The sequence below is a fragment of the Proteiniphilum saccharofermentans genome (assembly GCF_900095135.1).
In the GTDB taxonomy this organism is placed as follows: Bacteria; Bacteroidota; Bacteroidia; order Bacteroidales; family Dysgonomonadaceae; genus Proteiniphilum; species Proteiniphilum saccharofermentans.
The window spans coordinates 712,083-736,995 of sequence record NZ_LT605205.1; the positions used below are offsets into that span (position 1 = coordinate 712,083).

Annotated in this window: 19 protein-coding genes; 15 read left to right on the forward strand and 4 right to left on the reverse strand. The window is 45.3% G+C overall.

What is annotated here, in order from left to right:
• Positions 1-183: 183 nt before the first annotated feature.
• Both PSM36_RS02680 and PSM36_RS17815 read left to right on the forward strand, forming a co-directional pair.
• On the forward strand, positions 184-3,222 hold the full coding sequence (locus tag PSM36_RS02680) for a DEAD/DEAH box helicase (RefSeq protein ID WP_083710901.1): 3,039 nt from the start codon (positions 184-186) through the stop codon (positions 3,220-3,222).
• Positions 3,223-3,328: 106 nt separating this feature from the next.
• Positions 3,329-5,788: a helix-turn-helix domain-containing protein gene (locus PSM36_RS17815; RefSeq protein ID WP_076928672.1), complete on the forward strand. Its 2,460-nt coding sequence runs from the start codon at positions 3,329-3,331 to the stop codon at positions 5,786-5,788.
• 164 nt (positions 5,789-5,952) lie between these two features.
• Here PSM36_RS17815 and PSM36_RS02690 read toward each other — a convergent pair whose 3' ends face one another.
• Both PSM36_RS02690 and PSM36_RS02695 read right to left on the reverse strand, forming a co-directional pair.
• Complete coding sequence (locus tag PSM36_RS02690; RefSeq protein WP_076928673.1) at positions 5,953-7,212, reverse strand: phosphoglycerate kinase; 1,260 nt, start codon at positions 7,210-7,212, stop codon at positions 5,953-5,955.
• Between the two features lie 114 nt (positions 7,213-7,326).
• Positions 7,327-7,749, reverse strand: a complete 423-nt coding sequence (locus PSM36_RS02695; RefSeq protein WP_083710902.1) for an OsmC family protein — start codon at positions 7,747-7,749, stop codon at positions 7,327-7,329.
• Positions 7,750-7,929: 180 nt separating this feature from the next.
• Here PSM36_RS02695 and PSM36_RS02700 point away from each other — a divergent pair, with 180 nt between their 5' ends.
• The 6 genes from PSM36_RS02700 (at position 7,930) to PSM36_RS02725 (ending at position 14,818) form a co-directional block, all read left to right on the forward strand.
• Positions 7,930-8,973, forward strand: a complete 1,044-nt coding sequence (locus PSM36_RS02700; RefSeq protein ID WP_076932003.1) for an asparaginase — start codon at positions 7,930-7,932, stop codon at positions 8,971-8,973.
• Positions 8,974-9,073: 100 nt separating this feature from the next.
• Positions 9,074-9,490 (forward strand): hypothetical protein, encoded by a 417-nt coding sequence (locus PSM36_RS02705; protein ID WP_076928675.1) that lies wholly within the window; start codon positions 9,074-9,076, stop codon positions 9,488-9,490.
• Between the two features lie 166 nt (positions 9,491-9,656).
• Positions 9,657-11,768, forward strand: coding sequence for a GDSL-type esterase/lipase family protein (locus PSM36_RS02710; protein ID WP_076932004.1), 2,112 nt, complete (start codon positions 9,657-9,659; stop codon positions 11,766-11,768).
• Positions 11,769-11,876: 108 nt separating this feature from the next.
• Positions 11,877-12,383, forward strand: a complete 507-nt coding sequence (locus PSM36_RS02715; RefSeq protein WP_076928676.1) for a YciI family protein — start codon at positions 11,877-11,879, stop codon at positions 12,381-12,383.
• Between the two features lie 94 nt (positions 12,384-12,477).
• Positions 12,478-12,732 (forward strand): hypothetical protein, encoded by a 255-nt coding sequence (locus PSM36_RS02720; RefSeq protein WP_197684914.1) that lies wholly within the window; start codon positions 12,478-12,480, stop codon positions 12,730-12,732.
• Positions 12,733-13,021: 289 nt separating this feature from the next.
• Entirely contained in the window at positions 13,022-14,818 is a 1,797-nt protein-coding gene (locus tag PSM36_RS02725; protein ID WP_076928677.1) for a glycoside hydrolase family 15 protein, read from the forward strand.
• Here the strand turns inward: PSM36_RS02725 and PSM36_RS02730 are convergent.
• Complete coding sequence (locus tag PSM36_RS02730; RefSeq protein WP_019538539.1) at positions 14,805-15,896, reverse strand: mechanosensitive ion channel family protein; 1,092 nt, start codon at positions 15,894-15,896, stop codon at positions 14,805-14,807. The genes PSM36_RS02725 and PSM36_RS02730 overlap by 14 nt on opposite strands.
• A 10-nt stretch (positions 15,897-15,906) precedes the next feature.
• Positions 15,907-18,075 carry a bifunctional alpha,alpha-trehalose-phosphate synthase (UDP-forming)/trehalose-phosphatase gene (locus PSM36_RS02735; RefSeq protein ID WP_076932005.1) on the reverse strand — a complete coding sequence of 723 codons (2,169 nt, stop codon included), beginning with the start codon at positions 18,073-18,075 and terminating at the stop codon, positions 15,907-15,909.
• A 372-nt stretch (positions 18,076-18,447) separates the two neighbouring features.
• Between PSM36_RS02735 and PSM36_RS02740 the strand changes: the two genes are divergently transcribed.
• The 7 genes from PSM36_RS02740 to PSM36_RS02770 are packed head-to-tail and all read left to right on the forward strand — an operon-like array spanning position 18,448 to position 24,911.
• Complete coding sequence (locus tag PSM36_RS02740) at positions 18,448-18,843, forward strand: hypothetical protein (RefSeq protein WP_076928678.1); 396 nt, start codon at positions 18,448-18,450, stop codon at positions 18,841-18,843.
• 49 nt (positions 18,844-18,892) lie between these two features.
• On the forward strand, positions 18,893-20,173 hold the full coding sequence (locus PSM36_RS02745) for a TolC family protein (protein ID WP_161947544.1): 1,281 nt from the start codon (positions 18,893-18,895) through the stop codon (positions 20,171-20,173).
• Positions 20,170-21,087, forward strand: coding sequence for an HlyD family secretion protein (locus PSM36_RS02750; protein ID WP_076928680.1), 918 nt, complete (start codon positions 20,170-20,172; stop codon positions 21,085-21,087). The genes PSM36_RS02745 and PSM36_RS02750 overlap by 4 nt, the downstream gene beginning before the upstream one ends.
• Positions 21,084-22,007, forward strand: a complete 924-nt coding sequence (locus PSM36_RS02755) for an ABC transporter ATP-binding protein (protein ID WP_076928681.1) — start codon at positions 21,084-21,086, stop codon at positions 22,005-22,007. The genes PSM36_RS02750 and PSM36_RS02755 overlap by 4 nt, the downstream gene beginning before the upstream one ends.
• Positions 22,001-22,717: an ABC transporter ATP-binding protein gene (locus tag PSM36_RS02760; RefSeq protein WP_076928682.1), complete on the forward strand. Its 717-nt coding sequence runs from the start codon at positions 22,001-22,003 to the stop codon at positions 22,715-22,717. The genes PSM36_RS02755 and PSM36_RS02760 overlap by 7 nt, the downstream gene beginning before the upstream one ends.
• Positions 22,714-23,835, forward strand: coding sequence for an ABC transporter permease (locus PSM36_RS02765; protein WP_076928683.1), 1,122 nt, complete (start codon positions 22,714-22,716; stop codon positions 23,833-23,835). Before PSM36_RS02760 ends, PSM36_RS02765 begins: the two co-directional genes overlap by 4 nt.
• Entirely contained in the window at positions 23,832-24,911 is a 1,080-nt protein-coding gene (locus PSM36_RS02770; RefSeq protein ID WP_076928684.1) for an ABC transporter permease, read from the forward strand. Before PSM36_RS02765 ends, PSM36_RS02770 begins: the two co-directional genes overlap by 4 nt.
• Positions 24,912-24,913: the final 2 nt, after the last annotated feature.

Sequence of the window (24,913 nt, forward strand, 5' to 3'; positions counted from 1 at the left end):
TTTTTTACACTGGAAGAGGTCCGGAGTTTTGTATTTACAAACAAGTGCGAAACATTCGTAAATTTATATGCGAAACCAAAGTCAGTTAATTTTTTGCTAACTTTGTTTTTTCTATGCGTTGAGTGTCGTTTGACGGCGGTATTTTTCGCCTGACTTGTAGATATAAATGAAAACAATCATATAATGACGAATAGAGGCATGGCTGAGTCGCTTATCATAACCTTGATCCATCATCCCAAATTCGGTTATATGCTTCAACCTTCGTTTGCATTGTTCCGGCATGAAACTGAAGTATATACCATTGTTGAAATAGCAAGCACTTCCTCTTCGGCTTTTTCCTTATTGGGCAATGATGAGCAGGAGATTGTGAAGAGTGCTGAACGGTATGCCGATAAAAACTTAATGTTATCCTATTCACGTGAGAAAAGTGAAGCCGCTTTCCTGCAAAAGGTGACAGAAAAGGATATCGACCTCTATATCCGTCCGTTTATAGAACACCGGCATAGGGAGATTAGGGCATTGATCCTGAAAACAAATATCCCGGTCTTTATCCGTAACAAGATACAAATCCGGGATTTCCGTATAAACCAAGCGTTGGAGTTGATGAAAGCGCCCTCACGGATGGTATTTATTTTTCGGAACAAGGAAACATTCACCTATACGGCCAAAGTGCAGAATGGAAAATCAGAGATTACACTCGATGGCCGTTTTTTTGCCCCGCTTGTCTCAAGCCCCGCCCTTGCGGTGATCGGTAGTCAATTGCATCATTTTATGGATATTGATGCTAAAAAGCTGATCCCCTTTTTTAGTAAAAAACAGATAGAAGTCCCGGCGAACAGTGTAGCTGATTATATTCGCAAGTTTGTAGTGCAATGTGTGAAAAACTATGAGACAATAGGGGAAGGGGTGACTATTTTCGAGCAGAAACATAACCCGGTAGCGGTGTTGACACTTGAGAAAGGAATGGATTTGCTCCCCGTGCTCAATCTGCGGTTTCAATATGGCGATAAACTTTTTTCTATCGATAAGCCCTATAAGAAAGAGGTGGAACTACATGATAATGAAGGAGACTTTTCTATCGGCTGGTATTATCGTGATAGAGATTGGGAAGAGAGGCATATACAAATGCTCACCGATTCAGGATTATATAAAACTCCCACCGGACATTTTGTGACGACAGCAATGGTCGCAAATCTCCCTGATCGATTGGATCATACAGATAAAAATGATACCGGGCCTTCAGGAGTGGTGGAGTGGTTGAACCTGCACAGCGACTTGCTGAAAAATTTCGAATTAAGGCAGTCGTTCGGCAAGCTACTATATTATACGGGTGAGATCGGGTTACAAATGGATGTCAATGACACCAACGATTGGTTCGATATTCATTGTGTGGCATGTTTTGGTGAGGTGGCAATACCTTTTGTAAAGTTTAAGGATCTTATTCTTAATGACATCCGTGAATATGTTTTACCGGACGGACGGATCGCCATACTGCCCCGGGAGTGGTTCATGCGTTTTAGAGAAATGTTCAGGTACGGTATCGTTTCAGATAATGATATTCGTCTTTCCAATTATTACTTTCGCGTGAAAGAACTGGTGGAAAACGGCCGGTTTTCAGACAAAAACGGAGAGTGGCGGCCACAGCACGTCATAGAAATGCCGAAAAAACTGAAAGCCACTTTGAGGCCCTATCAGGAAACCGGTTTCCATTGGTTGGTTTATTTGTATGAGAACGGATTCGGAGGCTGTCTCGCAGATGATATGGGATTGGGAAAAACATTGCAAACCATTGCTTTATTGCTTCATATCTATGACAAAGCGCCTGTAATGGCGAAGATAAAGGAGAAGGTGTCACGGCAGCTTTCCCTCTTTGATGAACCTCTTTTCCGAGGAGACGGGAGGGACTGGGAAGATGTGGGAGATGTGGGAGAACGGGGAGACCGGGAAGACCGGGAAGGCCGGAGAGACCGGGAACATAAAGGAAACTGTGTGGGAGACAGGATCCCGCCTTCGTTAATTGTAATGCCCACTTCACTAATCCACAACTGGATGAATGAGTTGGAGAAATTTGCTCCATCCCTCAACGTGTATGTCCATACCGGGAATACCCGTCTTCAAGGGGATAGATTTGCCAAATCCGTCTCCGATAACCACATCGTCTTAACCACTTACGGGATTATCCGGCAGGACATTCATTTCTTATCCGATTATCCCTTCCACTACCTGATCCTGGATGAGAGCCAATATATCAAAAACCCCTCTTCTCAGATTTTTTCTGCTGTCAAGCGGCTATCTTCGGCCTATAAACTCGCTTTGACAGGAACGCCGGTTGAAAACTCTCTTTCGGACTTGTGGGCACAAATGGATTTTCTGAATGATAACATTCTTGGAAAACAGGGAGAATTCAAGATGCGTTTCCGGGAAGCAGATGTGGTGAATGATGAGTGGGAGCGGCAACAGTTGCTGAAAATTATTGATCCTTTTATCTTGCGCCGGTCTAAAGAAGAGGTCGCACCGGAACTACCGCCCCTGACCGATGAAATTATTTACTGTGAGATGGAGGATGACCAGGCCCTGCTTTATAACGAGGAAAAGAACAAGATCCGGAATTTACTGATGGAACAATATAAGGAGGACAACCGATTGTATAGCACAGCCGCGTTGAGTAGCCTTATGCGTTTACGGCTTCTTGCCAATCATCCAAAGATATCGATGCCGGATTATGAAGGATCTTCCTCCAAACTGGAACAGGTTATGGCGCAGTCGGATATACTTTTTTCGGAGAATCATAAAGTATTGATTTTTTCCTCGTTTGTGAAGCATCTTGAAATTATTGCCAGCCGGTTTGATAACCGTGGATGGCGCTATGCGTGGCTGACCGGGAGCACGGTCAACCGGGAGGCGGTGATTGACCGGTTTAATTCTGATGGAGATGTCAGGGCGTTCTTTATCTCGCTCAAAGCGGGAGGAACCGGGTTGAACCTGACTGCCGCGGATTATGTATTTATCATAGACCCGTGGTGGAATCCGGCGGCAGAGATGCAGGCGGTAAGCCGTGCCCATCGAATTGGGCAGGAGAGGAAAGTGACCCTTTACCGGTTTATCACAAAGGGTACGATCGAAGAAAAAATTCAGCGGCTGCAACGGTATAAAAAAGCATTGACGGATGCACTTGTCAAGCCGCAACTCTCAATGACGGAGATACAAGAGTTGTTGGATTAACAGGTCCAATCCCTCTTTTATGTCGCATATAGAGTTGGAGACATGTAGGGTTGAGAAAATGATATTCTATTGGAAAAGGAGTTTTTGATGAAAAAAACAACTGCAAATGGACAATAACAAATTAGCATTTGATTTTGCACTTCACACCAATCGTAATTTGTTTATTACCGGAAAAGCAGGTACGGGAAAAACTACTTTCCTTCGTCGCCTGAAAGAGATATCCGGAAAGCAAATGGCGGTGGTGGCGCCTACGGGCGTAGCGGCGATCAATGCGGGTGGGACTACTATCCATTCTTTTTTTCAATTGCCGCTTACCCCTTTCTTTCCCACACCTGAAGGACGGAAACAATTGATCAGCCAAACAAGGATGCGGGGACATCGACGGCGGGTATTACAGGAGTTGGAATTGCTGGTGATCGATGAGATAAGTATGGTGCGGGCCGATCTGCTGGATGCGATTGATGCTTCCTTGCGCCATTTCCGATACAGGAGTGACCAGCTTTTTGGCGGGGTACAGGTCATTTTTATCGGTGATATGTTCCAGCTCTCACCTGTAGCGAAAGAAGATGAGTGGCGTTTACTATCGGAATATTATCAGAGTCCCTATTTCTTCCATAGCCGGGCGATTATGCAGGACCCGCCTGTCTATATTGAATTTGAGAAAATTTACCGTCAGACAAACAGCGATTTTATACGGGTATTAAATGAGATCCGGAACGATTGTCTTTCCCCTGAAAGCTTCCGGATGCTCGAAAGTCGTTATGATCCGCTGTTTACACCCAGGGATGAAGATGACTATATTGTCCTCACTACACATAACTACAAAGCGGATCAGATCAATACCCGTGAATTGGTGAAATTAAAGGGGAAAGCCCATAAGTTTTCTGCCAAGATCGAAGGTGATTACCCCGAGAAGAACTACCCCACCGAGCCGGAATTGGAACTGAAACCCGGTGCAAAGGTGATGTTCCTTAGGAATGATACCGAGACAGCTCGTTTCTATAATGGTAAAACAGGTGTGGTCGATAGAATTGATGGAGACACTATTATTGTGTGTTGTGATGGGAATGAGTATATCGAGGTGGAACGTACCCAGTGGGAGAATATCGGTTATTCGGCCAATCCCGAGACAAAACAGATAGAGGAAAACACATTGGGGCGTTTTATACAATATCCTTTACGTCTGGCATGGGCTATTACGATCCATAAAAGCCAGGGGCTTACCTTTGACAAAGTGATGATCGATGCCGGACAAGCCTTTGCACCGGGGCAGATATATGTGGCATTGAGCCGGTGCCGCTCGTTGGAAGGCATTGTACTATTGAGCAAGATACATCCTGATAGTATCCGTAATGACCATCAGATTATAGACCATGAGAAGAATAAGCTGACCGTTGATGTGCTTGAAAACCAGTTGGAAGAGTCGCGCAATGCTTACCGTTCCCATCTTTTGTTGTCAATTTTCGATTTTATGGGCATTTTGACACAAGTCAGGCGTTTGTCGTCGAAAATCAAGGAGTGGGGAGAGTCCTTCAACGATGAGACGCAGTCCTACTTGCGAAATATCCAACAACAATTGGAAGAGACAGAGCAGGTAGCGGCTAAATTTCAGGTACAGTTGAACTCAATTATTCGTCAGCAGCCCCTTAGGGAAGACTATTTAAAAGACCGGTTAAGCGCTGCTGGTGATTTCTTTATGGAGAAGATAGACCTGTTGATAGAGGAACTGCGGCAATCTCCTGCTTCGACCGATAGCCGTGCACATGCCGCCGAGTATAACGAAGCAATACAGGATGTTTTTTCCGATCTGGCATTGAAGAAGCATCTACTCGGTAAATTCAAATCCGATACAACAATTGAGGCCTATTTTGAAGCGAAAAACAATTTCAGGCTTCCCTCCTTTAGTGTGAATGCTTATGCTATATCGGCCTCCACAAAATCCGGCCTGTCGCATCCCGGTTTATACCGTCTGCTGGTAGAGGAACGGAATAATATCTGTGGACCACGGGACCTGCCAATTTATTTGGTAGCTGGCAGTAAGACGCTCTATGAGATGGCGGAATATTTGCCTCAAAATAAAAAGGAACTACTCCAAATCAGCGGATTCGGGCCGGCCAAAGTAGAGAAATATGGGCCGGCTTTCTTATCGATCATTCAGGATTATTGTAAAAGGCACGGCTTAGAGTTGCGTTTAGCGGAGAAAGGAGTATCCAGGCGAAAGCAAAAGGAAAAGAAAGAGAAAAAAGAAAAGAAAAAGAAAGGTGACAGCCGGCGACTTAGTTTGGAAATGTTCCGTTCCGGAAAAACCATTGAAGGAATAGCCGAAGAACGAAATCTGGCTGTATCTACTATCGGTACGCATCTTGCAAAATATGTGGAGACAGGCGAGTTGGTCATTACCGACTTTATTCCACGGGAACGGTTGCGTCTGGCCGAGGAGAAGTTGAGGACTGCTTCGCCCGACGCCCCCGTATATTACACATTGCAACCTGATTTTTCGAATACCGAAATCATGATGATACTTGCACATAAAAGAAGAGGAGGCTCCGAGAGTTCATTTCCGTAAACAATAAAGGGTGGAAGCTCACGGAGAGTTCCACCCTTATTATCTTTACTCTTAAGAAACAAGAGCCAAGAATCAAGATACAAGACTGATTTCTTTGCTACAAGGCTTTGTTCATTTGTTTTTCTAAATAGTGCACTATTTTGAAGTACTACTAATGGGGAAGATCAATACCCCCTTATTGCTTTGATTCCCGGAAGCACTTTGCCTTCGATCATTTCGAGCAGGGCACCGCCGCCGGTAGAAACATACGATACTTCATCTGCCTGTCCGAATTTATTGACGCAAGCTACAGAGTCGCCACCTCCTACCAGTGAGAAAGCTCCTTTTTTGGTGGCATCTACAATGGCATCGGAAACAGCGCGTGATCCTCTGTCGAAATTGTCGAATTCGAATACGCCGACCGGTCCGTTCCATAAGATAGTTTTGGAGTTTTTAATCACTTCGGCGAAAGCTTTTTCCGATTCGGGGCCGATGTCAAGGCCTTCCCACCCGTCGGGTATCTCTTTTACGGATGCAAAACCGGTCTTGGCGTCATTACTGAAGCTGTCCGCAATTTTTGCATCGGTAGCCAGTACCAGGTTTACACCTTTTTCTTTTGCCAGTTCCACAAGTTCTTTCGCCAGATCCAGTTTATCGTTCTCTACGATAGAGTCTCCGATTTTTCCTCCGAATGCTTTGGCAAAAGTATAGGTCATTCCTCCGGCGAGGATCAGATTGTCTACCTTATCCAGCAGGTTCTTGATAATCTCTATTTTGGTAGATACCTTTGAACCTCCCATAATAGCTGTGAAAGGACGTTGTGTTTCATTCATCACTTTCTCAACAGCAGTGATTTCGTTTTGCAACAGGTATCCGAACAGCTTATTGTTGGCGTCGAAATGGTCGGCAATCAGTGCTGTGGAAGCATGGGCACGGTGTGCTGTCCCGAAAGCGTCATTTACATATACATCGGCATAAGAAGCCAATTTTTTGGTGAATTCTTTCTGAGATTCTTTCACCTCTTTTTTTGCTTTCGCAGTTTCTTCTTCAGTAGCGTCTGCGGCTAAGCGGGGTTTGCCTTCTTCTTCCGCATAAAAACGGAGATTTTCGAGTAACAATGCTTCACCGGGACGTAATGCAGCGGCTTTGGCTTCGGCTTCTTCACCTATGCAGTCGTTGGCGAACTGTACATCCACTCCTAACAGTTCCGATACACGGGGAAGGATATGTTTGAGCGAAAATTTATCGGTTGGTCCTTTCGGTCTGCCTAAATGCGATCCTATGATTACACTGCCTCCATCCTTCAGAATTTTTTTCAATGTAGGAATAGCAGCGCGGATACGTGTATCGTCGGTGATGTTGAAATTCTCATCGAGAGGAACATTGAAGTCCACACGCACAAATGCCTTTTTACCGGCAAAATTAAAAGTGTCCATTGTTTGCATAGTTCAGTATATTTTATAAAAAGTTTTGCGAAATAACCCAATTACGGCAATGCCGAATAAAGTGCAAAGTTACAAAAAATATGGAATTTTTTCCATAATAGCTGTAGGGAAAATTCAGGAGTTCTTTATCACCACTTCGCAGGTTACAGGTACCGCTTTTTTATACATGGCCAATACACCGCAATAGTTGTCGAACGAGAGTTTACATGCCCGTTCCAGTTTTTCTTTCGGAAGATTATCCCCTTCAAATTCGTAGATTACTTTTAGTGATGTATATTGTTTAGGATGTTCTTCGCTCATTTCTGCGTCGATACGTATATCAAAACTCTTCAGGTCGATTCTCATCTTGCGGACAATTTCCACCACATCCAGTCCCGTACATCCTGCGGCTGCAATCAAAAGTAACCTCTTCGGCCTTGGCCCCTCATCATTGCCTCCTGCTTCTTCCGCCAGATCAATAGTAATCTTGTGTCCGTCGATCTCGGTATCGAAAATATTATTTTTTCTCCAAACTGTTTGAATAGAATGCATTGCCATTTTAGCTCTCTCTTTAATGATTATCCAACTATCTAATTAAAACAAATTATTTTCCCTTTTGGTTCGGAAGATGAAAAAGTAAATTTTTAAGGTGTTAAGTTCGTTATTATGATTAAATTTATGTCAAAAAGATAATCATTTAATTGCAAATTGCTATTTTTGTATAAAAATTATGTAGATATGATTGATAGAAATACGAATGTACTCCTTATTTACACAGGCGGGACTATCGGAATGGTAGAAAATGTAGAAACAGGTGCTCTCGAACCGTTTAATTTCAGTCATCTTCGCTCTAACATGCCGGAGATAAAGCGATTGAATTTCAATGTGGAAACCTACCTGTTTGATCCTCCCATTGATTCATCGGATATGTCTCCTTCGATCTGGCAACAAATAGTTAAAGTGATTGAAGATCATTATGATGAATATGACGGATTCGTGATTCTTCATGGTACAGATACGATGGCTTATACTGCTTCAGCACTAAGTCTGATGCTGGGTAATCTTACCAAACCGGTAATCCTGACCGGATCACAACTTCCTATCGGTAAACTCCGGACGGACGGGAAGGAGAATCTTATTACCGCTCTTGAGATTGCAGCCGACAAAAATGCTATCGGCCGTCCTATCGTTCCTGAGCTGTGCATTTATATGCAAAACCTGCTGATGCGGGGAAACCGTACTACTAAGGTCAATGCCGATCACTTCAGTGCTTTCAATAGTCCCAACTATCCTTATCTGGCCGAGGCGGGCCTGGATATCCGGTACAATGACCAATTCATCCTCAAGCCCGATTACGAAAAGCCGGTATACTTCAATTATGCGATGGATTCCCATGTGGTGATCCTGAAACTATTTCCCGGTATTTCCGAGGAGTCGGTGCGGGCACATCTCGGAATTCCCGGCCTGAAAGGGGTTGTATTGGAAACATATGGCACAGGGAACTCTCCTATTCATCCATGGTTTACGGACTTATTGCAGGATGCAATAGAGCGGGGTATTGTGATTTTGAATGTTACCCAGTGCCTCTATGGAGGTGTAGAGATGCATCGTTATGAAAACGGACAACGTCTGGAGAAATTGGGTGCAGTGAGCGGACACGATATCACTACCGAAGCTGCTCTTGCCAAGCTGATGATCCTTTTCGGGGAGGGTAAAACGCCGGCCGAAGTAAGCCGCCTGATGTCTGTCTCCCTCCGTGGTGAATTGACGGTGAGAGGATAAGGAATTTATGTGAAATATTTGGGTTATTAGATATGGGGTGAAAATTATGTTGTATATTTATTGCCAGGATAGGGGAGATTCATCGAAGTAGTTCAGGAATATGCAACATGAAGACTATATAATCCGTGAAATAAAAAAGTTTGGACTGATAATAAGTGCCTTCCGGAATATGCTTTTTGGAGATGGGGAGAATCTTGCAATAACTATAGAGAATAAAGTGGATGAAGCAAAGGGGATGCTTCTGGACGAAATTAACTTTGACCTGGAGATGTTTCTGCATCTAAACGATGAAAAAACAAGTGAATATTTATTGGGTTTTGACGGCTTCAATACTGAAAATATAGAATCCTTGGCAAATGCTATGGCAGAAATAGGTTTTAATGCCCAATACGGGAGTTCCAGGAAATATTTGGAGAAAGCATTGCAGCTTTATAGATTCTGTAGTTTGAAAGATAATACTTATTCAATTGAACGAGAGATAAATATCATGGCAATAAATAATGAACTTCAAAAATGATCAACAACTAATAATGACACTATTATTTAAAAAGCTCAATTTCAAACAACATAAAGCAAGTTATATGGTTTAGTCGAATACATCTGCCAAGCCGATTTGCGAAAGTTGAGTAAGACAACAAGTGATTCACTCTTGGAAGAGGGGAATGAATATAAAACTGATTGTAATGAGATATTTAATTTTAACACTGACATTCTTATTGTGCATAACGGATCTGGCAGCACAAAAGCCCGTCAAAGTAGCCTGTGTGGGTAATAGTATCACCTATGGTGCCGGAATTATAAACCGTGAAAAAAATTGTTATCCTGCACAACTCCAGGCATATCTGGGTGATAATTGGGAAGTGAGAAATTTTGGAGTATCTGGCAGGACAACTCTTTCCAAAGGTGATCACCCTTATATAGAGACGGATGCTTACCAACAATCTTTATCTTATCAACCGGATATAGTTCTGATTAAGTTAGGGACTAACGACACTAAACCCCAGAATTGGAAGTACAAAGAGGATTTTCTAAAAGACTATCAGACACTTATTGATAGTTATAGGGCGTTGGGATCTCATCCCCGTGTTGTTTTACTTACGCCGGTACGTTGTTTCTTGCCGGAGGGCTCTTCTATCAACTCACAACTGATAGAGAAAGAAGTGCGCCCCATGCTTGAAGAACTGGCCTGGAGAAATGATCTGGAGATCATCAACATGTTCAATATATTTGGGGATGATTGGAAATCCTATCTTATGCCTGATAAACTACATCCTTCATCTATCGGAGCAGGAGTCATGGCAAAGAAGATATATAATTTCCTCACTTTGAATTCTTCTCTTCAGGCAAAATCTATTGAGTCGGTCGTACCGCGTGATGCACAAAAATTCAACTTTCATGGTTATCAGGGGTATGAATTCTATGATAAAGGTGTACTTTGTAAAGTGGTCAAACCATATATAGAAGCCGAAGGGAGGCCATGGGTAATTCGTGCACGTTTCTGGAATCATGAACCTCAGACAGATATCGATCTGTTGGAACAGGGGTTCTATATCACTTATTGTGATGTAACAGATATGTATGGATCCGATAAGGCTGTTAGACGATGGGATCGATTCTATAAAAAGATGGTCAAAGCCGGATTTAACAAGAAAGTAGTACTTGAGGGAATGAGCCGTGGCGGTTTAATTGTGTATAACTGGGCAGCAAAAAATGCGGATAAAGTGGCATGTATTTATGCCGATGCACCGGTAATGGATATTAAAAGCTGGCCGATGGGAAAAGGAGGATCTACCGGATCGGTAAATGATACCCGGAAGCTTTTGGCTGCTTACGGTTTTAAAAACGAAGGAGAAGCACTTGCATGGAAGCGTAACCCGCTGGATTACGCTTCGGTCATAGCAAAAGCGAAAATTCCTGTGATCCATGTAGTAGGAGATGCTGATGCAGTAGTGCCGGTGGATGAAAATACAGCTGTTTTTGAACAACAGATGAATAAGTTGAATGCTCCGATTACTGTAATTCATAAACCGGCTGTAGGACATCATCCTCATTCCCTGAATAACCCCGAAATGATTGTCCGTTTTATCCTTACTGCTACCGGACGAAATAAAAATGATTGCGTACATCCTGTCCCGGGAAATGAATTCCGTACGACAGCGGGTTGGGTTGAAGGGGCAGATTGGTATGGAGTCGCTGAAGAGATCACAGAGACCTTACAGGGTAAGAAATTGAAACTGCTTTTGTTAGGTAATTCTATAACACAAGCCTGGGGCGGTACACGTAAAGCCATTACCAATTTTAAGGGCAAGCAGGCTATGGATGATGCCATCGGTGAAGGGGTATGGGAAAGTGCCGGTATTTCGGGTGACCGGACCCAACATCTCTTATGGCGTCTCCAACATGGCAATTACAATGTTTGTAGGCCTGAGAATGTGGTCATAGCTATTGGTATTAATAATTTAGGAGGGACGGATACTCCGGAAGATACTGCAGAAGGGATTATAGCTGTGGCGAATGAAGCCCGGAGACAATTCCCCAACTCTCATATTATCCTTTTAGGCCCTTATCCTGCCGGTAAGGAAAAGCAGGCTGCATTACGTATTAAATGTGATAGAGTTCATGACATCTTAAGTACATACCCATTTCATCAGCTAGAATATGTCAATCCTACCGGTTGGTATGTTGATGATAACGAAACAATCAGAGAGGGGCTCTATGGCAATGATTATATCCACATGACAAGTGAAGGATATAAAATCACAGCGGAAAAGATTGCAACACTTATACGAAAATAAATACCCGAAGAAGAAGGCTAAAATCAAACTTTCCGGTAGTTAATTTGTGAACAATCTAGCACAGTGTACGTTCATTTCTGTATATATAGATGAATAAAATTGTTGGCAATGAAATATTTATTTGTAGCAATAACACTGTTGTTGGTGAGTGCGGTTTTTGGTCAATCCGATCCTCAAAAAAACAGTGAAGTAGCATTGCAAAGAGATACAACAATCTCAAATTCCAATTACGACAAGGCATTGGCCGTGAAGTTGGGTGCAGATGACTACGGGATGAAAAGTTACTTCTTTGTTATCCTGAAGACGGGGACGAATACTACTACAGACAGAGACTTTATTAGCGAAAATTTCAGAGGCCATTTAGATAATATCCAAAGACTGACGCAAGAAGGGAAATTGGTTGTGGCAGGCCCATTAGGGCAGAATGAAAATAGCTACAGGGGAATTTTTATTCTGAACAATATTGATTCAGCGGAGGAAGCGCGAGGGTTATTACTCACTGATCCCGCTATCAAAAGCGGATTGTTGAATTTTGAGATTTTCACTTGGTATGGTTCCGCTGCGTTACCCGAATATTTGCCCGTTTCCGATAAAATATGGGAAGTCAATCCTTGACAATAATCGATATTCCGTTAGGTTAATCTATTGGTTGATGAACTGGTAGAAGAAAGATCGTTGCGAATCGTAAGAAATTAATAAAAGATAATTTATGGCAGAGTTAAAGACAAAACAGCATAATGGAGATGTTCACGAGTTTATCGACTCGTTTGCCGATACGGAGCAAAAGAAAAAGGATAGTTTTGATCTCTTGAAACTGATGCAGGATTGTACAGGTTTTGACCCCAAAATGTGGGAGAATCCATTATCGGATTCGGAAGTTATCATTACAAATCGGAAAGAAGCCGTCAGGAGGGGGATTGGCCGTTTGTTGCAACGGACACGCGACCATTCAATTCGATACTAAACCGTTCTCCTTGGTAACGAGAGCCAATAGGCTAAGTCAAATAATAGTAGATAAGCCTGTTATTTTCCGGGCGGAATGCCGCAAAAAAGCAAATAAACGTTTACTCCCCGTCATCATTAAGTATATGAGATTACTCTCTGTCACATGACCTTCATTAGTATAATGACAAGGGGGTAACATCAGTAAAATTTGTTTTATATGTTTGTGTTCCTTCATTTTTCTTTTTCTAAGAGGGTTTTTCTATCTTTGTTTTATAGAGAAGATATAGGAACCCGTAAAATTGATTGGAATGAAAAATTTGGATTACGGAATAATCGGGAATTGCCGCACCGCGGCATTGGTATCGAAAACCGGGAGTATTGACTGGTTCTGTCTCCCTGATTTCGACTCTCCTTCAGTCTTTGCAAAACTATTGGACGAAGAAAAGGGAGGTAGTTTTCATTTTGAGGTGTCGGATGAATATACCATTACCCAGAGTTATCACGGCCATACCAATATGCTATTGACAAGATTTGATTCGCCTGAAAACGGATTTATCGTATTTGATTATATGCCCCGTTATCAGACTGAAGCAAACCGCTATTACATGCCGCCGGAGATTCACCGCTACATACGCGTCACCAGAGGACGTCCTGTGGTCAGGATAATATATGATCCGAAGATCAATTATGCCCGCGAAGAAGTCCGCCATGAAATAGTGGGGAGTTATATCAAAACGCATTCAGCAGAAGATTCAGAAGATAAAATCTATCTCTATAGCAGTTTTGATCCGGAAGTAGTGATCAGCCGTGAGGAGATTGAGCTGACCGGACATCATTTCTTTCTTTTGTCGTATAACCAGAAATTAATGACTGTGGATATCAACCGTATCCTGTTGGAGTATGAACGCACGAAAGTGTATTGGCTCAATTTCGTGAATCGCTCCAGGGATTATCTGCAATACAACGACATGATCAAACGTAGCCTGCTTGTGCTTAGATTGTTGTCATACCAGGAATCGGGAGCCATGTTGGCAGCGGTGACTACCAGCCTGCCCGAAAGCATCGGGGAAAACAGGAACTGGGATTACCGCTTCTGTTGGCTGCGAGATGCTTCTATGTCGATAGATACGCTGCTGTTTATGAAGCAGCGGGCAACGGCAGAGCGTTTTATTGGTTTTGTGAAACGTATCCTGAAATCATCGCGTAACGAGACCATCCAGATCATGTATGGCATCCGTGGTGAACGTGAACTGACGGAAGAGGAACTGCCCCATTTGAGCGGTTACGAGGGATCACGCCCCGTAAGGATCGGGAATGCAGCCTATTACCAGGAACAGAACGACTCTATCGGTTATCTCCTGGATGTCATTTATAAATACTATCTCTATTTTCCGGGAACGCTGGATGAAGTAGAGGAGATATGGGAGATCATCAAGAATCTGGTGCGCTCGGTATTGGCTGCGTGGGACAAACCGGACAGAAGCATCTGGGAATTCCGTACAAGGAAGATGCATTTTGTCTTTTCGAAAGTGATGAGTTGGGTAGCTGTTGACAGGGCATCGCTGATTGCCGAACTGTTGCACAGGGATAGCTATGCCGAGAAATGGCGCCGGGAAGCGGATATGATTAAGGCGGAAGTACATGAAAAGGGATGGAACGAAGAATTGCAATGTTTTACGCAGGCCTATGGTAATACCGATTACGACTCTTCGTTGTTGCTTATGCAGTTCTATGACTTTATCGAACCCGATAACGAACGGTATGTAAAGACTGTGAAAGCCATTAAAAAGCACCTCTATCATGAGGGACTTATGTACCGTTATAAAGCAGAAGATGATTTCGGTGTGCCTACCTCTTCATTCACTATTTGCACTTTTTGGCTGATCGAGGCGCTTTATAAGATCGGAGAAATAGAGGAGGCGCGTGAAATATTTGAGAAGATGATATCCTATTCCAACCATCTGGGACTCTACAGTGAAGATCTCGATTTTAAGACCAAACGTCAGTTAGGCAACTTCCCGCAGGCTTATTCACACCTTGCATTTATTAACACAGCAGTGCTGTTCTCGGAGGAGAAGCACCTTTCCAAATTTATTCGTCCGTAACAGCTGGAGTCCCTTTTTCTCCCGTAGCGGCAGAGTTGATCTTTGCAAATGAACCGGGATAGTACCGATTGATAAAATCGATCAGTTTTTCGCGGACAGCTACCCGGAGATCCCAATTGCTGGATGAGTTGTTACTGCTGACCAATACCCTTATCTCTTTGTACCACTGCTTGCTTTCGGTGACTTGGATGTTATGGACACGTCCATCCCAATTGGGGTCATCTTCCACTATGCGTGCCAGTTCTTCACGCAATGGTTCCAGAGGCAGGTCGTAAGAGACATACAGGAATACTGTTCCCAATATATCGGAAGTGGTTCTTGTCCAATTTTGTATGGGGTTGTTCAAGAAATAATCGATAGGTATGATTAACCGTCGCTCATCCCAGATCTTTACCACGGCGTATGTGATATTGATTTCTTCAATACGCCCCCATTCTCCCTCGATGACTACTACATCATCCAGTCTGACCGGCTGTGTAAAAGCAATCTGGATACCGGAGAATATCTGTCCGAAACTACGTTGGGCTGCGAATCCTATAATGATCCCCGCCACTCCTGCCGAAGCCAGCAGGCTGACACCCAGTTGCCTGACTGAATCGATGGTCATCAGTGCTATCGAAAAGAAGATAAAGGCTGTGAGTATGATCGTGATCCTCTCGATCATACTCATCTGTGTAAGCCTCTTCCTAGCTTCAAGATTATTGGGATTATTGATGTCGAGCTTGTTCTGCCAATAATGAAAGGTACCCCTGATAATCTGTACAATTATCCATCCGAGTGTGAGAATCAGCAATATCCGGCTTATTTTCTGTAAGACTTCAAAAGTGCGTGCATCTTCCTGTAACAGCGTACTGAATATATTTAATAATATAGCGAAAATGATCCATATCCCGGGAACTCTGAAAAGGCGGACAATAAAATCATCAATGTGGCTTTTACTTTTTTGTGTCCGAATCCTCCATTTCCTGATGATAAAATTAAAAACAAGGACCAGTATGATGAATAATGCAATAAATAGCAATGCAATAAATGGGTATCGTAGTGAACTGTTGGGGATAAGATGGTCAATAAAATCCATAGGGAGATTGTTATTTAATTAAGTTGGATAAAAATGGAATTACAGATGACTGTAAAGGGAGACGATATTTCGCTGCAGGAGAGAAATTACCTACCTTGATGCTGATACCACCCGGAGGAAGTACCCTGAACATATCTTCATCAGTAGTGTCATCGCCCATAGCCAGGACAAAATCATACTCTCCGTGTTCAAGCCTGCGCAACACTTCACTTCCCTTGGTGAAATCGGGTGGTTTGACCTCTACGATCTTATTTCCGGGAACAATCTGCAGGTTCAACCTGGAGCAGGGACCGATCAAGGCGTTGATCAGCTGCTGTGCCCTCAGTTCGGCAAGCCAAACATCCACCTTGCGATAGTGCCACACCAGTGAAGTATCTTTTTTCTCCAGATGAGAGCGGGGTGTTTTGTCGATCGTATGCTGGATGATATCAATAATTTCGCCGTCCCATTCTATTTCCTCCTGCATATTCTTATGCCACTTCCCCTCTTCCTTGTAAAACATACCATGTTCAGCGGCAAAATCGAGGTTAACTCCCTGAAACCATTGATCGAGCACCTGGCGGTTCCTGCCACTGTTGATCACCACCTTGTTTTTCTTGTCGGCAGTCATCTCTTGTAGAAGCGCTAACAATTTGGTTGAAGGTATGGCATCTTCCGGTTTTTTGACGAACGGGGCGAGTGTGCCATCGTAATCCAGCAAGATCAAGCGTGAGGAGGCATCATCATAGGCCTTCTTAATCTGATTGAGCTGCCGCTTTCCTACAATCTTTTGCAGTATTTCTTTATTTTGGGTTTTTATGGACTGTAGTTCTTTTACAAAATCGTTCGCCCATTTCTTGACTGATTGCTTCGATATCCGTTTCTGCATATTCTGCAGCCTCGCCTTCTTCTCCTGTTCAGGCATCCGCAATGCCTCCAGAATCGCACTCTCGATCTCGTCGCTATCATTAGGGTTGATGGTGATGGCATCTTGCAATTCAATGGCAGCCCCGGCCATTTCGCTGAGGATAAGTACACCGCTATGGCTGTTCTTGGTAGCCAGATATTCCTTGGCCACCAAATTCATTCCGTCGCGCAGAGGAGTTACCAAGGCAATTCCGGAGACGTCATACATGGCGATCAACTCCTCGAAGGAGAAGCCGCGGTAGAAATAATGGATCGGTGTCCATTCCAATCTGGAATATAAACCGTTGATCTCGCCAATAGTCTGGTCGATCTTGGTCTTCAGGTCGGCATAGATATCCACATTATCTCGGGATGGAACCACTATCATCGCCAGCGATACTTTTTCGTGATATTCCGGATTATGTTCCAGGAATTGCTTGAATCCCTGTAGACGATGCAGGATACCCTTACTGTAGTCGAGACGGTCCACCGAAAGTATCACAGTGGTGTCGCCCAGCTCCTGGCGAAGTATTTCCGACTTTTCCCTCACTGCCGGCAGGGCCGGTGCGTGATGGTATTGTTCATAATTGATACCCATCGGGAAAGCATCCACATGTACTATACGGTCTTGCAGGTTGATCTCATCGAGACTACAGTTCAGGTCGAGTACACGATAAATGGCACTGATGAAATGCCGCATATAGTCATGCGTGTGAAAACCGATCAGATCGGCGCCAAGCAGACCCTCCAGTATCACTTTCCTTTGTGGGAGTACTCTGAAGAGTTCGTAGGATGGAAAAGGAATATGGTGAAAATAGCCGATATTTGCATCCGGCTTTTCGGTACGGATCATTTTAGGCAATAGCATCAGCTGATAATCCTGCACCCATATCATGTCATCTTTTTCAATAAAAGGGATAGTTTCTTTGCAGAACAGTCGGTTTACCTCCTGGTATGCTTCCCAATACTCTGTCTTGTATTCTATATAAGAGAAAAAGTAATGACAAAGAGGCCAGATCGTACTGTTGCTATACCCTTCGTAATAGTTTTCAATCTGATCGGCAGAGAGGAAAACCGGATGGAAATTCATTTCATGCAGTCTTTCCGAGATCTCCTGCTTCTCGTTTTCATCCTCAGAGTGAATGCCGGGCCATCCAACCCAATATATGTCGGAATCAGTCTCTAATGATCCGAGACCCGTAGCGAGGCCTCCCTCACTCCTGACGATACAAAAACCCTCTTCTTCTCTCTCAATTTTAACAGGTAACCTGTTGGCTATAATTATTATCTTCATGTTTTGTTTAAGACTTTTAGAGCCAAGATTCAAGCACAAAGGCTCATTGATATATTGACCCTGCTTCACGAAATTGGGGACAACCTGTCCCGATTTCCCGATAAATTGGGACAAGTGGCCGGGATTGGCTTATTGATTATAACATCCTATTTCCATGAAAGATTAAATTTTAACTTGTTTTTGCTATTTTATGACTTGAAATTGCATACCCTGCGTGTGCTTTTACCTTTTGTCCGATACTTTTTACGATTTGCCCGTTCGGTTTTGTCACGAAACCTTACTTTCGTTCTTATAAAACAGGAGAGGTTTTAATCTCAAATGTATGTTTTGAAAAGAGTAACCTCTCATTCGTTTGTAAATTGGTAAAGAAAGATGAAATTTTCCACACTCACGGTATCATTCTCCATAGTGGCACTTCTATGCCTGCTCTTTTTGTTTTCCTGTGACCGAGACGAAGAAGAACCGGTTTATCTGGGGAAATGGGTGCTTGAGAAAGCGGAGCCGCGCATTGACGACAGTTACTTCCAGTCTTACATCCATATTAAGGAGGACAAATCGTTCGAGCTTTACGATAGTAGCCGGGAGCTGTTGATAACCGGTCGTCCCGAGCATTTCTCAGTGAAGGGGTTCAAGCTCACACTTACGGATCCCGCCAGCGGGGAGAGATATCTCTTTACCATTATCAGCCGAAAAGAAGACATGCTAATACTGCGCACCTCTGTTTTCGGTAACGAGACTACATTAACGATGCACAAAATTTCCAATTAAATCCCTCCCCGCTATGCCTTTCACTGGTATAATACGAAACACAAAATATTTGCAACTGGCCGTCATTGCTCTCCTCCTGTCGTTGACCTTCTTCCCGGCAAATGCGCAGGGCGACTTCACGCTGGAGGGATGTCGGGCGATGGCCCGCTCTGTGTTCTCGGCTGAAATGCAGAGAGAACAGATCTCCCAATCGGCTGCCTTCCGACAGCAGCTCCTGAAAAAAATGATCACCCCGGATGTGTCGGCCTTCGCTTACGGGGCTTACCTCTCGGAAGTACCCGATCCCACTGCTGCCTTCGAATATGCATTTGATGTCTCTCCCGCTCCGCATGAAAGGCTCAAAGCCGGACTGTTCCTCTCCCAACGGATATATGATGGAGGAGAGTACCGGTTGAAGAAGGAAGAAATCAGATTGGACAGAGATATAGAAGAGCAAAAGGCGGAAGAGTCATTACTGCAAATCGACAATCTTGTCGATGAGGTTTTCTTCGGAATCATACTTGTCCATAAGGGATTGCAAGCGCTCGAAACACAACGGGAGATCGTTTCTCTGGCATGGAACGACGTACAGTCGCTTGTCGGAGAAGGAAAATTCCTTAAAAAAGATTTGCTCCAAGCCGAAATGGCATTGATTGATGTGGAGACCCGCATCGAAGAGTTGAGAGCCGAAGAGCATAGATACCGCCGGATACTTTCGGAATTGCTGGGGCAGGAAATTGGCGCCGATGACCGGTTGGTCGACCCTGTCTGTGATGATCAAGGAGAAGAATTTACCGATCCGGCTTTTCTTCAACTCGATCTGCAAGAGGCGAAAATTGAACTGACACGTGATCTCTCTCGTACGGCAGCGCTGCCCAAAGTCCGTCTTTTCGGCTCGGTGGGCTATGGCAAGCCCGGACTGAACTTTTTTGAAAACCGTTTCGATTGGTTTGGCGGTGTAGGACTGCTGCTACAAGTGCCTATCACCGTATGGCGCGATCATGCTCGCGAAGAAAAAATCCTGCAAATCGAATCGGACCGGTTACGCATATACCGCAACAACCTCCAAAAAAAGCGCGATATAATCAAAGCGGCACATTCGGGAGAAATATACCGGTATGAGACCCTTGAAAATCGACAGATTATTCTCCTTGAAAAGAAGGGGCAAATCAGGCAACAGATGGAGATCTTGCTGAGGGAGGGAGAAGTCTCTTTGTCGGACTATCTTGCTGCCCTCGGCGAAGAAACCGCTGCGAAGATCAAACTCCAGCTCTATGCCATCCACAAGACGAAAGAGACAATAAAACGGAACCGTATGCTTGTTAACCACTCAAATTATTCTGAAAAATGAGAAAAAACGCACTCCAGAACCTGCTTGCCGCATTTATAATCATTTTGTCGAGTTGCTCGGAGGCAGATCGACCGGCAGCTTATGGGCATTTCGAGGCACGTGAATGGATCGTTTCCGCTGCCGGAAGTGGTAAAATCCTCTGGCTCGACATAGAAGAGGGCGATGCGCTCACGAAAGGGCAACCGGTCGGTCAGATCGATACCGCGGAACTGTCACTGCAGAAGATCCACCTCGACAATCAAATTGTGAATCTCCGTGCCTCGTTACCGGATGTGGGACTACAGATCGGGACGTTGAAAGAGAAAAAGAATGTCGCTGAAAAAGAGTACCTGAGGGTTGATAGATTGGTGCAATCGGGTGCTGCCGACCGAAAAAAACTGGACCAGATTGAGGATGAGCTGGCGCTTGTAGACCGGCAGATTGCTGCCGCATTGTCGTCACTGCACCGTGAAACGGCTGCCATCCTCGCCCAGATAGAAGCACTCGAAATGCAACGCGATATCACTACGCACCGCATCCAAGAGTGCGCTATCGTGAATCCCGAGAAGGGAAGAGTGGCGTTGCAATTTGCCAAGAGGCACGGATTTACCGCTTCCGGGCATCCACTCTATAAACTGATTGACACTGGTGAAATGACCCTCCATAGTTGGTTCCCGGGAGAGCTGCTTCCACAACTCTCAATCGGAGGCGAAGTGAAAGTGGCCATAGACCATCCCTACGGGAAAATGAAATATCATGTCGGGAAGATCTGCCATATCGCCGAAAAACCGGAATTTACACCAGGCCAGGTGCAGACCCGGCAAAACCGGGCTCTATTGTTCTATCATGTGAAGATCAACGTGACAAATGATGGTACGATTAAGCCGGGGATGCCGGCCGAGATTTATCTCCTGAATTTATCCCCTGAGGAATGATTGAGGCGCGACACATATCGAAACATTTCCGCAGCCGGCAGGTTCTGTGCGACTTGAACTTTTCCGTCGAAAAGGGTGAGATCCTGTGCCTGGTAGGCGCTAACGGTGCGGGGAAGTCGACCCTCTTCAATATCATCGCCACGCTTGACGATGAATATGAAGGTCTTCTCCAAATCCGCGGGGTAAATGTACGGGAAAATAAACGGCAGGTGAGGGAGATCATCGGCTATGTGCCGGGACGGTTTTCCCTCTATGGCGAGCTGACCGTTGCAGAGAACCTCTCCTTTTTTGCGTCGGCTTATGGTTGTAATCCATACGAAGCACATCAGCGTTCTTCCGGCCTGTGGCGCCATCTGGAGGCCTCTTCACGCAAGCAGGCCAAATACCTGTCGGGCGGGATGAAGCAGAAATTGGGAGTATGCTGTGCCCTGGCGCATGACCCGCACCTGCTCCTGCTCGATGAACCGACCACCGGGATTGATCCCTTTTCGCGCCACCTGTTATGGGAAGAGCTTAGATCGCTCCAGAAAAGTGGGATGACCATTCTTGTCAGTACGCATTATCTCGAAGAGGCGGCTATTGCCGACCGTGTTTTGTTCATCCATGAAGGGCGACAACTGAAGCTCGGTCCTCCTGATAAGATAGTGGCTTCATACCCCCGGCAGCTGTTTACCCTCGGTGGGTATCCCGTACAGCCATTGTTTCACTCGATGAAAGAGCTGCCGGGCGTCATCAACTGTTACATCCGTGGCGAGCATGTTTATATCACCGTTGACGAAAATATTTTGCTTGAGACGATAGGGGTATTCGCTGCCGGAAAAGGATTCGAAAAAGTGGAGATAGCACAGCTCCCGGCCGACATGGAAGATGTCTTTATCGATTGTCTGGCCACGAATGGAGGAGGGAGCATCTCATGCTAAATATTCGTACCGATAGGCTGACGCGCGATTTCGGCACACTCAGGGCTGTCGATAATGTCTCGATTGAGGCTGGTCGGGGTGAGATCATCGGCTTGCTGGGTGCCAATGGCGCAGGCAAGTCGACATTGATACGGATGCTTTGCGGGCTGGTAAAGCCCACTTCCGGAAGGGGTGAAGTGGTAGGGTTTGATATCGTCCGGCAAGGAGCGAAGATCAGACGAAAAATAGGTTATATGGGGCAGCAATCGACGCTGTTTGAAGATCTGACCGTACGTGAGAACATCGAATTCTATGCGGCCGTTTACGGGATGAGCCGCCGCGAAACCCGTAACCGGATGAACGAGTTGATGCACGATCTCCGTATTGGACGCTATGCCGATAAACGGATAGCCACCTTACCCTCGGGCTGGCGACAGATGTTGGCTTTCTCAACGGCGATGTTGCACCGTCCCGAAGTGGTTTTCCTCGACGAACCGACCAGCGGCCTCGACGCCATCAGCCGTCGCGAGCTATGGAACCGCATCTCTCTGGAAGCCGGAACAGGCACGACCGTGATGGTAAGTACCCATTACCTTGACGAAGCGTTCTACTGCACCCGCCTCATCATCTTGGAGGAGGGAAAGGTGAGGGTATGCGGAAAGACGGAAACAGTAAAATCCGCCGGAGGCGCCGACGGGCTGACACACTATTTTATTCATCACGAAGCATGAAAAGGGGGAAAAATATAGTGGCCATTGTACGAAAGGAGGCGCTTCTTATCTGGCGTGATAAGTTGAGTGTAGCGATTCTTTTCCTCTTACCCGCGCTGATTCTCCTCGTTTTCGGTGTTGTTTTATCCTTCGAAATCAAAGAGCTCCATATCGCCGTCATCAACGAACGGCACGAGCCGGCCGTAGAACGGCTATTCGCCCAGATAGAGGCGTCGAGCAGCTTTCATATAGTGAAACGGCTTCACCATTCCGGCGAAATAGCCGCTGCCTTTGGGAGGGATGATATCCGGATGGTGATCGTCGCCCCCGGCGGCTTCACCCGCCAATTAGCAACCGGACAATATCCCGATATATCTCTTTTTATTGATGCTTCCGATCCCAAGCTGGCGCTGGCGGCTACGAGTATCGCCCGTAAGATAATAACGGCTTTCGTACAGGAGGAGCTCCCTGAAATGAGGCCGCTGCAAAAGCAGCCGGTAGCGCGCTTCCTCTACAATCCCGGATTGCGGAAAGAGACGGCGTCGGTTCCCGGGTTGATGATGATTATTTTTATTCTTATTTCTTCTATCATGCTTAGCATCAGCTTTGTCGGGGAAAAAGAGCGGGGGACTGACAAGATGTTGGCGATGACGCCCTTTTCAACTTTCGATATCGTGTTGGGGAAATCGCTGCCTTACCTCGCCATTACGATTTTCCACATCTTCTCGGTGTGGGGTGTCAGTTATTTTATTTTTCATATCCATATAGCAGGCAACCCGATACTTTTCTTGGCGCTCAACCTGCTGTTCGCAGTCAACTCGATGGCCTTCGGCCTGTTGATCGCTTCACTGGTGGATCGGCAGCTTGAAGTGGCTATCATCTGCTGGTTGTTCCTTTTCATTCCGAACGTCTTCATGTCGGGCTTCATTTTCCCGCTCATGTCGATGCCCGCTCTTTTCCGGTGGGTCGCATGGATACTACCCGGCACGTCGTTCATCGAAGCATATAGAAATATTGTTTTTAAAGGTGTAGGGTTGCAAGGCAATGCGCTGCCGTTCGCATTACTCCTATCTCAATTGGTGCTGCTTTTGCTGGCCTCCCGTAAAGGACTGGTGAAGCGGTCGGGAGGATACAGATGAATATATTGTTTGCCGCCATAAAAAAAGAGATCAGGCAACTGAAACGCAATGTTTCGTTGCTGGTGATCATTGGTGCCAGTCCATTGCTCATCATGGGTATTATTCCGTTTTCGATAGAGAAGCGGGTGAAGATCAGCCTCTCCGTTGTTGATTGCGACAATAGTGCTGCCAGCCGTATCATGACCTATCGAGTGAAAGCTTCTCCCTATTTCGTGAAGGTGACGGAAATGGAGAGGGTGGAAGAGGCGCTCGATCGGGTCAAAGAGAACAAAAGTGATATGGTGATGATACTCCCCGAAAAGATGGAGCGTGACGCCGGAGAAGTAGAGGCAGCACCACTGAGTATCGCTCTTGATGGTACGCACACGCTGAACGCCCAAAGCCACTTTGCCTTCCTGGAGCAAATGCTGCAATATGATCTCTCCGAGGGGGAGATCCCCTCTCAGCTACACCAAAACCTGCTCTTCAACCCCTCCCTCGACGGGCGGATGTGGTTTATTGTCTCATTGCTGGTTTTGCTGGTCACACTTATCGGTGCCTGCCTTGTCACCCTCGATATAGTGAGCGAAAAAGAGTCGGGTATATGGGAGCAGTTACAGGCAACGCCGCTTTCTCTTACCGTTTATATCGTCTCGAAGATGGTTGTATTCGCGGTGGCCGGCCTGTTTGTCCTGGGTGTCGGCCTACTTCTATGCCACTCTTTTTTTGGCTTTGCCTTGGCGGGACGGTGGTATGTTTTCTGGCTGTTGGCATTAGCGTTCCTGTGGCCAATGCTCATGATTGGTATTGGTATTGCATCGATATCCAAGAACCAGGTGCAGGCGATATACTTGCTGGTCTTCGTGCTCCTGACGATTATCCTGATGAGCAGCATGTTCTCCTTTCTGAATGCTATGCCTGGCTGGGCCAGGGCGACGCGGTTCGTCAACCCGCTCTATTTCATGCTCGATGCTTCGCGGCTGGTAGCGTTGAAAGGGTTCTCGCTTGCCGATGTGTGGTCGCAGTTCGCGGCACTGTGCATCCAGGGTGCGGTGCTATCGGTCTTGATCTTCCGGCGGATGGAACGGACAAAATAGTG

Excerpts from the sequence above, each read along its gene's own strand:
- PSM36_RS02735 (WP_076932005.1), bottom strand. The coding sequence starts at position 18,075 with ATGAAGATAATAATTATAGCCAACAGGTTACCTGTTAAAATTGAGAGA.
- PSM36_RS02725 (WP_076928677.1), top strand. The coding sequence starts at position 13,022 with ATGAAAAATTTGGATTACGGAATAATCGGGAATTGCCGCACCGCGGCA.
- PSM36_RS02740 (WP_076928678.1), top strand. The coding sequence starts at position 18,448 with ATGAAATTTTCCACACTCACGGTATCATTCTCCATAGTGGCACTTCTA.
- PSM36_RS02715 (WP_076928676.1), top strand. The coding sequence starts at position 11,877 with ATGAAATATTTATTTGTAGCAATAACACTGTTGTTGGTGAGTGCGGTT.
- PSM36_RS02750 (WP_076928680.1), top strand. The coding sequence starts at position 20,170 with ATGAGAAAAAACGCACTCCAGAACCTGCTTGCCGCATTTATAATCATT.
- PSM36_RS02695 (WP_083710902.1), bottom strand. The coding sequence starts at position 7,749 with ATGGCAATGCATTCTATTCAAACAGTTTGGAGAAAAAATAATATTTTC.
- PSM36_RS17815 (WP_076928672.1), top strand. The coding sequence starts at position 3,329 with ATGGACAATAACAAATTAGCATTTGATTTTGCACTTCACACCAATCGT.
- PSM36_RS02720 (WP_197684914.1), top strand. The coding sequence starts at position 12,478 with ATGGCAGAGTTAAAGACAAAACAGCATAATGGAGATGTTCACGAGTTT.
- PSM36_RS02690 (WP_076928673.1), bottom strand. The coding sequence starts at position 7,212 with ATGCAAACAATGGACACTTTTAATTTTGCCGGTAAAAAGGCATTTGTG.
- PSM36_RS02680 (WP_083710901.1), top strand. The coding sequence starts at position 184 with ATGACGAATAGAGGCATGGCTGAGTCGCTTATCATAACCTTGATCCAT.
- PSM36_RS02700 (WP_076932003.1), top strand. The coding sequence starts at position 7,930 with ATGATTGATAGAAATACGAATGTACTCCTTATTTACACAGGCGGGACT.
- PSM36_RS02770 (WP_076928684.1), top strand. The coding sequence starts at position 23,832 with ATGAATATATTGTTTGCCGCCATAAAAAAAGAGATCAGGCAACTGAAA.
- PSM36_RS02760 (WP_076928682.1), top strand. The coding sequence starts at position 22,001 with ATGCTAAATATTCGTACCGATAGGCTGACGCGCGATTTCGGCACACTC.
- PSM36_RS02705 (WP_076928675.1), top strand. The coding sequence starts at position 9,074 with ATGCAACATGAAGACTATATAATCCGTGAAATAAAAAAGTTTGGACTG.
- PSM36_RS02765 (WP_076928683.1), top strand. The coding sequence starts at position 22,714 with ATGAAAAGGGGGAAAAATATAGTGGCCATTGTACGAAAGGAGGCGCTT.
- PSM36_RS02730 (WP_019538539.1), bottom strand. The coding sequence starts at position 15,896 with ATGGATTTTATTGACCATCTTATCCCCAACAGTTCACTACGATACCCA.
- PSM36_RS02755 (WP_076928681.1), top strand. The coding sequence starts at position 21,084 with ATGATTGAGGCGCGACACATATCGAAACATTTCCGCAGCCGGCAGGTT.
- PSM36_RS02710 (WP_076932004.1), top strand. The coding sequence starts at position 9,657 with ATGAGATATTTAATTTTAACACTGACATTCTTATTGTGCATAACGGAT.